Annotated in this window: 10 protein-coding genes and 1 pseudogene; 10 read left to right on the plus strand and 1 reads right to left on the minus strand. The window is 56.7% G+C overall.

The annotated features are described in order from the left end of the window. Window positions 1–364 precede the first annotated feature (364 nt). Window positions 365–1759: an NCS2 family permease gene (locus NM10_RS11005; protein WP_020311637.1), complete on the minus strand. Its 1395-nt coding sequence runs from the start codon at window positions 1757–1759 to the stop codon at window positions 365–367. A 217-nt stretch (window positions 1760–1976) separates the two neighbouring features. On the opposite strand from NM10_RS11005, the gene ade reads away from it, so the two are divergent. The 10 genes and pseudogenes from ade (at window position 1977) to NM10_RS14805 (ending at window position 12144) form a co-directional block, all read left to right on the plus strand. Beyond that, entirely contained in the window at window positions 1977–3710 is a 1734-nt protein-coding gene (gene ade, locus NM10_RS11010; protein ID WP_036244045.1) for an adenine deaminase, read from the plus strand. 12 nt (window positions 3711–3722) lie between these two features. Continuing rightward, complete coding sequence (locus NM10_RS11015; RefSeq protein ID WP_020311639.1) at window positions 3723–3965, plus strand: TIGR04076 family protein; 243 nt, start codon at window positions 3723–3725, stop codon at window positions 3963–3965. A 170-nt stretch (window positions 3966–4135) separates the two neighbouring features. Beyond that, window positions 4136–4849, plus strand: coding sequence for a lytic transglycosylase domain-containing protein (locus tag NM10_RS11020; protein ID WP_020311640.1), 714 nt, complete (start codon window positions 4136–4138; stop codon window positions 4847–4849). Between the two features lie 89 nt (window positions 4850–4938). Further along, entirely contained in the window at window positions 4939–6009 is a 1071-nt protein-coding gene (locus tag NM10_RS11025) for an ABC transporter ATP-binding protein (protein ID WP_020311641.1), read from the plus strand. Continuing rightward, window positions 6002–6829 carry an ABC transporter permease gene (locus tag NM10_RS11030; RefSeq protein WP_020311642.1) on the plus strand — a complete coding sequence of 276 codons (828 nt, stop codon included), beginning with the start codon at window positions 6002–6004 and terminating at the stop codon, window positions 6827–6829. The genes NM10_RS11025 and NM10_RS11030 overlap by 8 nt, the downstream gene beginning before the upstream one ends. Further along, window positions 6829–7608, plus strand: a complete 780-nt coding sequence (locus tag NM10_RS11035) for an ABC transporter permease (RefSeq protein ID WP_020311643.1) — start codon at window positions 6829–6831, stop codon at window positions 7606–7608. The genes NM10_RS11030 and NM10_RS11035 overlap by 1 nt, the downstream gene beginning before the upstream one ends. Window positions 7609–7623: 15 nt before the next feature. Then, a complete protein-coding gene (locus tag NM10_RS11040) occupies window positions 7624–8688 on the plus strand; it encodes an ABC transporter substrate-binding protein (RefSeq protein WP_020311644.1) in 1065 nt (354 codons plus the stop codon). Between the two features lie 237 nt (window positions 8689–8925). Next, window positions 8926–9711, plus strand: coding sequence for a radical SAM protein (locus NM10_RS11045; protein ID WP_071601856.1), 786 nt, complete (start codon window positions 8926–8928; stop codon window positions 9709–9711). A gap of 127 nt (window positions 9712–9838) precedes the next feature. Further along, window positions 9839–11664: pseudogene (locus tag NM10_RS11050) on the plus strand (pyruvate formate lyase family protein); the annotation flags it as partial. Between the two features lie 66 nt (window positions 11665–11730). Then, window positions 11731–12144: a glycine radical domain-containing protein gene (locus NM10_RS14805; RefSeq protein WP_239639719.1), complete on the plus strand. Its 414-nt coding sequence runs from the start codon at window positions 11731–11733 to the stop codon at window positions 12142–12144. Window positions 12145–12450: the final 306 nt, after the last annotated feature.

Here is a 12450-nt window from a genome sequence, read left to right on the forward strand (position 1 = left end):
TCAGACACGCCGTTGGCGGCCAGCTCCCCTTCACAGGGGAGCCTTTTGGTCGCTCCTGCGCCTGATTTCCAGAGTCTATTGCGGCAAAGCCGCTTCTGAGTCCGAGCAAACCGTCCACGAAGAACGACCATAAAGCTATGATGTTTTTGCATACATAAAAAAGAGCCTGTGCACGATTACGTGCGACAGGCCCTTTTTTCGTCTGTAGGGGCTCGCACGTGGCGAGCCCGTTTCAGGATATGTTCGATTTTTCCGACATAATAAAGCGTTGGAACCATTTTTCAGGAGCGGGCGCCCCACGTGGCGCCCCTACGCATTTTTGGCGAATCACTAGCCACTAGTTGCTAACTGTTAACTCCATCTCTTACAAGAAGATGTACTTCATGACGAAGATGACGGCCAGGCAGTACATGAGGAGGGAAATCTTTTCCCGTTTGCCTGTGAGCAGGTTGATGACGACATACGAGATGATGCCGAAGGAGATGCCTTCGGAGATGCTGTAGCAGAAGGGCATCGCGATGATGGTGATGTATGCCGGGATGGATTCGCTGAAGTCGTCGAAGTCGATGCCGGCGACGGACGTCAGCATGAGGAAGCCGACGATGACCAGGGCCGGTGCCGTGGCAAAGGCCGGGATGGCCATGAAGAACGGCGACAGGAAGAGGGACAGGGCGAAGAGGACAGCGACGCAGACTGCCGTCAGGCCCGTGCGGCCGCCTTCGCTGACGCCGGTAGCGCTTTCGACGAAGGTCGTCGTCGTACTGGTGCCGATGACAGCGCCGACCGTCGTGGCGACAGCGTCGGCCAGGAGGGCGCCTTTGATGCGCGGCAGGCGGCCCCGTTCATCGAGCATGTTGGCCTTGGACGAGACGCCGATGAGCGTGCCCAGGGTATCGAAGATATCGACGAAGAGGAAGGCGAACATGACGACCAGGAAGTCCAGGCTAAAGACGCGGCTGAAGTCGAGCTGGCCGAAGATGGGGCTCAGGCTGGCCGGGGCAAAGGCAGCGGCGCCGCCGGACAGGTCGGGGATGACGCTGAACATCTTCATTTCCGGATTGGGCACGTAGAGGCCGGTCAATTCGCAAAGAATGGCCAGGATCCAGGTAAAGAGGATGCCCCAGAGGATGTTGCCGCGGACTTTCTTGACCATCAGGACGGCTGTGAAGACGATGCCGATCATGGCCAGGAGAACCGTAATGCCGACAGTGTGGAAGGTACCCGTAGCGGCAGACTGTTTGAACGAGAACAGGGCAATCTTGGTTGCCGGGTTGGCGACGATGATCTGGGCGTTCAGCAGGCCGATGAGGGCGATGAACAGGCCGATGCCGGCAGAAACGGCTTTCTTCAAGGTCATGGGGATGGCGTTGAAGATAGCTTCGCGGACATTGGTCAAAGACAGGATGATGAAGATAACGCCTTCAAAGAAGACGGCGGCCAGGGCCATTTCCCAGGTGTAGCCCATCTGCAGGACGACCGTAAAGGCGAAGAAGGCGTTCAGGCCCATGCCCGGTGCCAGGGCGAAGGGATAGTTGGCGAAAAAGGCCATGCACAGCGTCCCGATAAGGGAAGCCAGGGCGGTTGCCGTGAGGACGGCACCTTTGTCCATGCCGGCGGCGCTCATGATGGTCGGGTTGACGGCCAGGATGTAGGCCATGGTCATGAAGGTCGTGATACCAGCCAGGATTTCCGTGCGGACCGTCGTGCCATTTTCGCTCAAGTGGAAGAAACGGTCGAGGAAGGACGGTTGGTTTTCCATAATACATTCACACTCCTTTAGTAATAAAACAAGTTGACATCCATCCGGAAATACATGAAGCCAAATAGCAGACGACGGACATCAACTGATATCATTATTATAGGGTGTTCTGCCTTTTTGGGCAACTATTTTGTCAAAAAAAGGAAATCTATGGTACAATGAGTCCGAAAGATAAAAATCTTACGCCTTTACCGATAGGAAGGAGTACATTATGACTATGACACGGAATCTTTTGAAACGGCGTATTGCCGTAGCCCGGGGCTTGGAACCGGGGGACGTCGTCCTTAAAAACTGCCAGATCGTCGACGTCTATACACAGACCATCCGGCCTGGGGATATCGTCATCGCCGACGGCATCATCGCCGGCGTCGGCGGCCCGTATGAAGGACAGGAAGTCATCGATGCCCATGGGGCCTATGCCGCACCGGGCCTCATTGAAAGCCATATCCATATCGAATCGTCCTATGTCAGCCCGGAAGAGTTCGGCCGCCTGGTCGTCCCCCTGGGAACGACGACGATCGTCGCCGACCCGCATGAAATCGTCAACGTCTGCGGCCTGGCCGGCCTTCGTTACATGATGGAAGCCGCTGAAAAGACGGCCCTGGACGTCCGTTTCATGGTGCCGTCGTGTGTCCCGGCGACGCCTTTCGACCACAGCGGGGCCGTGCTGGAAGCAGACGACATGAAATCGCCCCTGGCCGACGACCGCGTTCTCGGTGTCGGTGAATTCATGAACTGCCCGGGCATCCTGAACGGCGATGATGCCGTCCTGGACAAGCTCGTCGCCGCCTATGAGGCGAAAAAGCCCATCGACGGCCACAGCCCCGGCGTCACTGGCAAGGACCTGCAGGCTTATGCGTCGGCCCAGATCCGGACGGACCACGAATGTTTCACCTTGGACGACGTCGAAGCGCGCCTCCAGGCCGGCATGTACGTCATGCTGCGCAACGGTTCGGCCTGCCATGACCTGCCAAATCTAGTCCGGGCCGTGACGCCGGCCAATCTGCGCCGCTTCCTGCTCTGTTCGGATGACCTCCATCCCAAGACGATCTTTGAGAAAGGCCACCTCAATGAACACCTGCGCCTCTGCGTCGCCGCCGGCCTGTCGCCGCAGGCGGCTATCACCATGGCGACCCTCAACGCCGCCGACTGCTATCACTTCGACGACCGCGGCGCCTTGGCACCGGGCAAGCGGGCGGACATCGTCCTCTTTGAAGACCTGAAGGATTTCTACGTCCTGACGACCTTCATCGGCGGTCAGAAAGCAGCGGAAAAGGGCCAGTATCTCCTGCCCTTTACGCGGGCTGATTACAGCGCCGTCGGCAGCTCCGTCTGCATCGCCGGTTTCTCCGAAGAGAAACTGGTCATGCACTTGACGTCGGACCGGGTCCGGACTATCGACATCGTGCCCGGCGGCGTCGTCACGGAAAAAGGGGAAGCCCTTATCCATCGCGATGACCGCGGCGATTTCGTCTACGACCCGCAGGCCGATATCGTCAAGGTCGCCGTCGTCGAACGCCATCACGGCACGGGCTGCGTCGGCCTGGGCCTGCTGCGCGGTTATGGCCTTAAACGAGGCGCCGTCGCCGTATCCGTGGCTCACGATTCGCACAACATCATCGTCGCCGGCACGAACAATAGGGATATGGCCGCTGCCGTCGAGGCCCTGGAGGGCCAGAAGGGTGGCATGGCCATCGTCTTGGACGGAACGGTCCTTGCATCCATCCCGCTGCCCATTGCCGGCCTCATGAGCGACCAGCCGGCCGCCGCTGTCGATGCAGCTATGGACGAGCTCTACGCCAAGGCCCACCATATCCTGGGTGTCAGCGCTGACGTCGATGTCATCATGACGTTGTGCTTCATGAGCCTGCCCGTCATCCCCAAGCTGAAACTGCTGGACACGGGTCTCTTCGACGTCGAAGCCTTCGATTTCGTTCCCATTGAACCTTAAGGAGGTATGATTATGGATGCCAAGAAAGTTAAGTTAGTCGTCATCAAGTCTCATTGTGATCTTTATAAAGAAGGCGATGAAATCGTCTTCGACGGGCCTGTCATCGATAAAGCAAAGAGCGGCGCCCTCTGCATGACGGCCCTCCAGGCCCTTTATCCTTATGTCTTCGCCGGCCGCCAGGGTTCGCTCTGGCCGTCGGATATCCAGTGTCCCGACTGCGACGAAGGCGTCATCTTCCGCGTGGTGGAACAATGATGCATAACCCTAATAGGGCAGAACGAGAAGGTATTGGCAAATGGCTTGACGACCGTGATATAATGAAAGGTAGAATGATAGTCGTGTGAGTGGGGAGGAATGTGAAAGTTGATACTCAGCAAAGCCTGTAAGACAAAGATGGCTGCTCTTTTCATCGGCCTCATGGCTTGATGCCGGTGCAGGCCATTACGCAGGAAGAAATGGTCTATGACCAGGTCAGCAAATATATCCGCGGCAGCGAAGCGGCGGCCATTGCCAAGGATATCTGTGATGCATCCTATACGTATGACGTCGACCCGATCCTCGTCGCCGCCGTCTTTACGACAGAAAGCCATTTCGATAATTCTGCCGTGTCCGGCGTCGGTGCCGTCGGCATTGCCCAGCTTATGCCGTCTACAGCGGCATCACTCAAGGTCAATCCCTACAACCGCAGGGAGAACATCTTTGGCGGCGTCAAGTACCTCGGCCAGATGGTCGAACGCTACCGCACATGGGACCGGCCCTTCGTCTATGCCGAAGCGGCATATAATGCCGGACCGGGCGCCGTCGACCGGGCCCGAGGCGTGCCGCATTATACGGAGACCATGAATTATGTCCAGACCGTCGAACAGACGCGGCGGGAAATCTGGCGCCTTGCCGGTCATGAAGCCATGGCCCTGAAGCCCTACAAGCGGTCGGCCATGACCGTGACGGAAACGGAAGCACCCATTTTTCCGAGCCTGAAAGAATGGCATGAACAGTACAGTCAGAAAGCAGCCGCTGTCCAGACTAAGACTACGGTCCGGCCCAAGACGGCCCGCGTAGCCAATTCGGTCCGCAGCCCGCAGCCTGTGTCGTATTGGACGACGTCGCGGCCCTGGGACACGCGGAGCAGTAAAAAATAATATCGAGGAAGGGACCTTGCATCAGCGATTATGCGATCTCCCTTTTTTTACGGCCTGGAGCCGTAAGGAATGAAAAAAGGAGTTGTGAAATGGAAAAAGAATTGATTCACCTGGAGCACGTATCCAAGACCTATGATGGGCACAAGGTATTAGATGGCCTTGATCTGACGATTTCTGAAAATGAATTCGTGACTCTCCTCGGCCCCAGCGGCTGCGGCAAGACGACGACGCTCCGCCTCATTGCCGGTTTTGAAACGCCTGATGAAGGGCGTATCCTCTTCGATGGGGCCGATATCACCCAGCTGCCTCCGAACCGGCGTCAGGTCAATACGGTGTTCCAGAATTATTCTCTTTTTTCCCATATGGACGTGGCCGAAAACATCGCCTTCGGGCCGAAGATTCACGGCAAGTCCCGCGATTATATCCGCGATAAGATCCGTTATGCCCTGAAACTGGTCAACCTCGACGGCTACGAACACGCCAACATCGTCGACTTGTCCGGCGGCCAGCAGCAGCGCGTGGCCATCGCCCGGGCCGTCGTCAATGAGCCGCGGGTCCTGCTCCTGGACGAACCCCTGAGTGCCCTAGACCGGAAATTGCGCCGCAGCATGCAGCTGGAACTCATCAAGATCAAAGAAGAACTGGGCATTACCTTCGTCTTCGTCACTCATGACCAGGAAGAAGCCCTGAGCATGTCCGACACGGTCGTCGTCATGAACCAGGGTTATATCCAGCAGATCGGCACGCCCGAAAGCATTTACAATGAACCGGAAAACGCCTTCGTCGCCGACTTCATCGGTGACAGCAACATCGTCGACGGCCTCATGGTACACGACAAACTCGTGCGCATCGCCGACTACGACTTCGACTGTGTCGACGTCGGCTTCGGGACCCACCGCCCTGTCGACGTCCATATCCGGCCGGAAGATATGGAACTGCAGCCGCCTCGCGACGGCGGTTTCAACGGCGTCGTCACCAAGACGATTTTTGAAGGCATGACCTATAACCTCACTATCCAGGCGCGGGGGATCGAGTGGCTGGTCAAATCGACGAAGCACTATCAGCCCGGCGACGAAGTCAGCCTCTGGGTGGACCCCTTCAATATCCAGATCATGAATAAACCGGAATCGGAAGACGAAAGGGCGATGGAAAATGATTAATTCAGCAGCGATTCGCAACCTCTTTGCCGCGCCCTTCCTCATCTGGGCGGTCTTATTTATCTTCTGTCCCGTCGTGGCCATCGCCTGGTACGGCCTGACCGATGCCCACGGCGCCTTTACCCTGGCCAATATCAGCCTCATCGCCCACTGGGAGTACCTGAAGGCCCTGGAACTGTCCATCGTCCTGGCCCTCATCAGCACGGTCATCTGCCTGGTCGTGGCTTATCCGCTCTGCCTTATCCTGACGGAAAAGAAGCGGGGGAAGGGCTCGCTCCTGTTCCTGCTCTTCGTCCTGCCCATGTGGATGAACTCCCTGCTGACGACCATGGCCTGGCAGACGATTCTGGAAAAGAACGGCATCCTCAACCAGTTCCTGCGCCTCTTGTCCCTGCCTGACGTAAGCCTCATCAACACGCCGGCGGCCATCGTCATCGGCATGATTTACAACTTCCTTCCCTATATGATCCTGCCCCTCTACGTCGCTCTGAGCAAGATCAACGGCAACGTCATCGCCGCGGCCCGCGACTTAGGGGCCAATTCCTGGCAGACCTTCACCAAGGTCATCCTGCCCTTGTCCCTGCCCGGCGCCATCAGCGGCATCACCATGGTCTTCATCCCGTCGCTGACGACGTTCTTCATCAGCGGCCTCTTAGGGGGCAATAAGATCCTGCTCATCGGCAACATCGTCGAACAGGAATTCACCATGGCCTATGACTGGCATCTGGGCAGCGGCCTGTCTCTGGTGCTCATGGTCTTCATCATCGTCAACATGGTCGTGACGGCTTATTTCGACCGCAGCGAAGGGCAGGTGAAGAAGTGATGGAAAAAGTGAAGAAACTCTACGTCGCCCTGGTCGTCCTCTTCCTCTACGCGCCCATCGGCGTCCTCGTGGCCCAGTCCTTCAACGCCAGCCGTTACCGCGGCCACTGGACAGGCTTTACCCTGCAATGGTACGGCGAGTTATTCCAGAATGAAGGCATCTTTGACGCCTTGCAAAATACCATTACCATCGGTCTCTCGTCGGCGGCCATCGCCACCGTCCTGGGTCTTCTCACCTGCATGGCCCTGCGCGGCATGGGTCGCAAACAGCGGTCGGTCTATCTCGGCGTGGCTAGTATGCCGCTGCTCAATGCGGACATCGTCACCGGGATTTCCCTGATGCTCCTCTTTTTAGGCATGGGCCTGCGCCTGGGCTACGGTTCGATTCTCATGGCCCACGTCGTCTTCAACCTGCCGTACGTCATCTTGTGCATCATGCCCCAGTTCCTGTCGCTGGACCGCAGCTGTTATGATGCCGCCCGCGACCTGGGCGCGACGCCGTTCGTCGCATTCCGCCGCGTCGTCCTGCCGGAACTGCGGCCCAGTCTCCTGGCAGGCTTCATGCTGGCCTTCACCATGTCGGCCGACGACTTCATCATTACGCACTTCACCAAAGGGGCCGGCATCGATACGCTGCCGACGGAAATCTATGCCGAATTGAAATTGGGCATCCATCCGGAAATGTATGCCCTTTCGACGCTCGTATTCGTCTTTGTCCTGGTCTTCGCCGTCCTGCTCATCGTCAACCGCCGGCGCCTGGCCTTGGGTCGGAACTGGTAGGAAAGGGGAAACGCTATGAAATATATCCGCATGATTCTCCTCGGTCTCTGCTGTATCCTGGCCCTGAGCGGCTGTGGCTTCTTTGACAGCGAAGAAGACGGGGACAACGTGGTCTATGTCTATAACTGGGGCGATTACGTCGACCCGGATACGCTCAAGCAGTTCGAAGAAGAAACGGGCATCCGCGTCGTCATGGATGAATTCGATACCAACGAGAGCATGTATCCCCTGGTCGCGGCCGGCGCCGAACGCTATGACGTCATCTGCCCGTCGGACTACATGATCCAGAAGATGATCCACAATGATCTTTTGCAGCCTCTCGATTATTCCCAGCTGCCCAACGCCCGCCAGTACGTAGGCAAACAGTTCTGGACCCAGTCCGAGTCCTTTGACCCGGGCAACCGCTATGCCGTCCCTTATTGCTGGGGCACCGTCGGCATCGTCTACAATCGGACCATGGTCGATGAACCTGTCGACAGCTGGTCCATCCTTTGGAACGAGAAATATAAGAATGAAATCATCATGCAGGACTCGCCGCGCGATTCCTTCATGGTCGCCTTGAAGCGTCTGGGCTATTCCCTGAACACGACGGATCCTCAGCAGATCAAAGAAGCGCGGGATATGCTCATCGCCCAGAAACCCCTGGTCCAGGCCTATGGCATCGATGACGTCAAGGACAAGCTCGTCTCCGGCGAAGCGGCCATGGGCGTCGTCTTTTCCGGTGAAGCCCTGCGCATGATCCTGGAAAACAGGAACCTGGAATACGTCATCCCCAAAGAAGGGACCAACCTCTGGATTGACTCGTGGGTCATCCCCAAGAATGCCGAACACGTCGAAAATGCCCATAAATTCATCGACTTCATGAGCCGTCCCGACATCGCCCTGAAGAACTTCGAGTACCTGACCTATTCGACGCCGAATACGGCCGTCCCGGCCATGGAAGAAGACGAAGACTATAAAGATAACCCCGTCGTCTTCCCGCCGGAAGAAGCTTATGCCGGCCAGGAAACGTACAAATACCTGGGCGAAGAAGGGGACAAGCGCTATAACGACGAATGGATCCAGGTCAAGGTCTGGTGATTTTTTAGGATAAATGCTTTTCAAGAATACAAATGTGTAGTATAATGAGTACAAGTTCAGAATGAGACCAAAGAAGGAACCGTTGCACGAAGGCTTTTGCCATCATGCACGGTTCCTTTTGCTTTATAGTTTGTAGTATGGAGTTTGTAGAAAATGGCTTCAAATTTAAAAACACCCACTAAAAACTACAAACTACAAACTTCGAACTTCTGTTGTATGAGATTGGGAGGCGGGGATATGGCTGAGAAAAGGCCTTTGGTTTTCAATGTGCAGAAATTTTCCGTCCACGACGGGCCGGGGATACGAACGACGATTTTCTTCAAAGGCTGTCCCTTGGCCTGCCCATGGTGCCATAATCCGGAGAGTCAGCGCTTCGAGGTTGAGAGAATGGAGCGTAGCGATGGGGGACAGGATGAGGTCGGGACCTATTATTCCGTAGCAGAACTCGTCCGCCAGGCCGTGCAGGACCAGATTTTCTATGAACGTTCTGGCGGCGGCGTCACCTTGTCGGGCGGTGAAGTCCTGGCCCAGCCCATGGGGTATATCGCCGAGCTCGTCCGGGCCCTGGCTGAAAAAGGCATTTCCGTCGGCATCGACACCAGCGGCGCTGTTCCCTTTACGGCTTTTGAACCGGTCCTGCCTTATACGGACTTCTTCCTTTACGACATGAAGCTCTTTGACGCCGAACGCCACCGACAATATATGGGCCAGGGCAATTGGCAGATACTGGAGAACATGAAGCGCCTCAGCGACGCCGGCGCCGGCCTCTATCTGCGGCTCATCATGGTCGACGGCGTCAATACCGACGGGGACCGGGATATCCGGCCCTTCCAGGACTGGCTCCAGGCGCAGCAGATACGCGTGGAAAGAATCCATCTCCTGCCGTACCATGAGCTGGGACGCCATAAATATGAGGCCCTGCATCGGACGTTCCAGCCGTTCCATGCCCCGTCAGGGCAGGCCTTGGAAGCCATCCGGCAATCTTTTGCTGTACTCGGTTATGATACCGTCATCGGCGGTTAGATAGGAGGGAATTCACATGGCAACAGCTTTGAAAGAACAGAAATTCGTGGAAGGTATCCGGGGATGTACGGACCGTATCCGCCAGCTGCGGGAAGAAAGCGTTCACGGCGCCGTCCCGACGATTTCCATGGAACGGGCCGTGCTGCTGACCGAAGCGTACCAGCAGTACGAAGGGACTTGTTCCATTCCCGTCCTGCGGGGCAAAGCCTTTTACTATCTCATGGCCCATCGGACCCTCTATCTGGGACGGGGCTCGCTCATCGTCGGCGAAAAGGGGCCGAAACCCTGGGCGGCACCGACCTTTCCGGAACTGTGCTGCCATACCCTGGAAGACTTCGACACCCTGAACAGCCGCGAACGGGTCTTCTTCAGAGTGACCGACGAAGATAAGCGCATCCAGCGGGACGTCATCATCCCATACTGGAAGGACCGGGCCATGCTGACCAAGATGAACGGCCTGCTGCCCCGGGCATGGCAGAAATTATTTGCTGCCGGTATGTTCACGGAATTCCTGCAGCAGCGCGGTCCGGGCCATACCGTGGCCGATGGCAAGATATACTGGAAGGGCTATGGCGATTTCCTGCGGGACATCCAGGAACGCCTGGCCAGCCTCGATTTCAATAACGATATGGATGCCCTGGAAAAACGGGACGAATGGGAAGGCATGGCCTGGGTCTGCCGGGGCATGATCCTCTTGGGGAAACGCTATGCCGCCCTGGCCCGGGACATGGCGGTGAAAGAAAAAGACCCGGCCTGGCGCCGGGACCTGCTGGATATCGCCGCCGTCTGCGACGTCGTCCCGGAACACCGGCCACAGACGTTCCGCCAGGCCATCCAGATGTACTGGTTCACCCATATCGGCGTGACGACGGAAATGAACAACTGGGATGCCTATTCGCCAGGCAAGTTCGACCAGTATCTGGAACCTTTCTATGACCGGGACCTGGCCGAAGGGCGCCTGACCCGGGACGATGCCAAGGAGCTCCTGGAAGCGCTGTGGATCCAGTTCAATAACCAGCCGGCACCGCCGAAAGTGGGTATTACCCTCAAGGAAAGCGCGACGTATACCGATTTCTGCAACATCAATACCGGCGCCCTGCGGTCCGACGGGACCTGTGGCGTCAGCGATGTAAGCTATCTCATCCTGGAAGTCATGGACGACATGCGCCTCCTCCAGCCGAGCTCCAACGTTCAGATTTCCCAGAAGACGCCGGAACGCTTCCTGCGGAAGGCTCTGGAAATCTCCCGCAAGGCTGGGGCCAGCCGGCGTTCTATAACAGCGAAGCCATCGTCCAGGAACTGATGTATCTGGGCAAATCCCTCGATGATGCCCGGGCCTGCGGCATTGCCAGCGGCTGCGTCGAAGCCGGGACGGCCGGGAAAGAAGCCTATGTCCTGACGGGCTATCTCAATATCCCCAAGGTCCTGGAACTGGCCCTGCATCGCGGCTATGATGCCTATACCGGGGAAAAGGCAGGTATCGACGTCGGCGACCCGTTGCAGTTTGCGTCATATGACGATGTATGGCAGGCTTTCCTGAAAGAACTGAAATACGTCGTCGATGTCAAAGTGGTCGGCAATAACCTCATCGAACGGCTCTATATGCAGTACATGCCCGTGCCGCTGCTGTCAGTCATCACCGACGACTGCATTGCCAATGGGAAGGACTACAATGCCGGCGGCGCCCGATATAACACGAGTTATATCCAGTGTGTCGGCATTGCGACCATTACAGATTCCCTGGCCGTGCTGAAACAGCAGGTCTTTGAACAGCGGCGGTTCACCATGGAAGACATCATCACCGCCTGCGACCGGGACTTCGACGGCGACGATGCCTTGCTCGACGTCGTCCTCCATCATACGCCGAAGTACGGCAACGATGATGACTACGCCGACGCTATCCTCCACGACGTCGACCGGGCTCTGCAAGCAACTATTGCCGGCAGGCCGACGCCGAAAGGCTCGAAGACGGTCGTCGAATTCCTGCCGACGACGTGTCACGTCTACTTTGGCCAGGTCATGGGCGCCAGCCCTAACGGCCGCCGGGCCCATGTGCCCCTGCCCGATGGTATTTCGCCGGAAAAGGGCGCTGATACCCACGGACCGACGGCGGTCATCAAGTCCTGTGCCAAACTGGAACAGCTCAAGACTGGCGGCGCTCTGCTCAATCAGAAATTCACGCCGTCCGTCGTCGCCGGCCCGAAAGGCCTGGCTTGCCTGGCTGCCCTGGTCCGGTCGTACTTCACCATGGACGGCCATCACATCCAGTTCAACGTCGTCGACAGGGAAACCCTCCTCGATGCCCAGCGCCACCCGGAACAATACGAAAACCTCATCGTCCGCGTCGCCGGCTACAGCGATTACTTCAACAACCTGGACAAAGCCCTGCAGGACGAAATCATCAACCGCACTGAACAGAGCTTTGGGGCGTAAAAAAGACCGTGCATAATGGTTTCTGCCATCATGCACGGTTTCTTTTTTTTTGTTTTAAATTGTTGTAAATTTTTTTCATTGTAGGGGCTCGCACGTTGTCAAGAATAACATCGTTTACATTTTGTGCAAGGACATCCTTTACACTTTATGCAAGCACATCGTTTACAAATTTCTTCTTATTGAAGCTTTAATTTTCCTTCTAAACGAGGATCGTTGTGAATCAGATAAGCCTGWTTCATCAGGAATACTTGMTTATTTACGTCAATCTTCCGATGATGAATTGCCTAAGTACACTGGTTAAAATGG

Origin of the sequence: Megasphaera sp. NM10, from assembly GCF_000417505.1 — a bacterium.
Lineage (GTDB): Bacteria > Bacillota > Negativicutes > Veillonellales > Megasphaeraceae > Megasphaera > Megasphaera intestinihominis.

What these genes read in the sequence shown, in the direction of transcription:
- NM10_RS11025 (WP_020311641.1), top strand. Translation starts at nt 4,939, where the DNA reads ATGGAAAAAGAATTGATTCACCTGGAGCACGTATCCAAGACCTATGAT.
- NM10_RS11015 (WP_020311639.1), top strand. Translation starts at nt 3,723, where the DNA reads ATGGATGCCAAGAAAGTTAAGTTAGTCGTCATCAAGTCTCATTGTGAT.
- NM10_RS11035 (WP_020311643.1), top strand. Translation starts at nt 6,829, where the DNA reads ATGGAAAAAGTGAAGAAACTCTACGTCGCCCTGGTCGTCCTCTTCCTC.
- NM10_RS11030 (WP_020311642.1), top strand. Translation starts at nt 6,002, where the DNA reads ATGATTAATTCAGCAGCGATTCGCAACCTCTTTGCCGCGCCCTTCCTC.
- NM10_RS11045 (WP_071601856.1), top strand. Translation starts at nt 8,926, where the DNA reads ATGGCTGAGAAAAGGCCTTTGGTTTTCAATGTGCAGAAATTTTCCGTC.
- NM10_RS14805 (WP_239639719.1), top strand. Translation starts at nt 11,731, where the DNA reads ATGGGCGCCAGCCCTAACGGCCGCCGGGCCCATGTGCCCCTGCCCGAT.
- NM10_RS11020 (WP_020311640.1), top strand. Translation starts at nt 4,136, where the DNA reads ATGCCGGTGCAGGCCATTACGCAGGAAGAAATGGTCTATGACCAGGTC.
- NM10_RS11040 (WP_020311644.1), top strand. Translation starts at nt 7,624, where the DNA reads ATGAAATATATCCGCATGATTCTCCTCGGTCTCTGCTGTATCCTGGCC.
- ade (WP_036244045.1), top strand. Translation starts at nt 1,977, where the DNA reads ATGACACGGAATCTTTTGAAACGGCGTATTGCCGTAGCCCGGGGCTTG.
- NM10_RS11005 (WP_020311637.1), bottom strand. Translation starts at nt 1,759, where the DNA reads ATGGAAAACCAACCGTCCTTCCTCGACCGTTTCTTCCACTTGAGCGAA.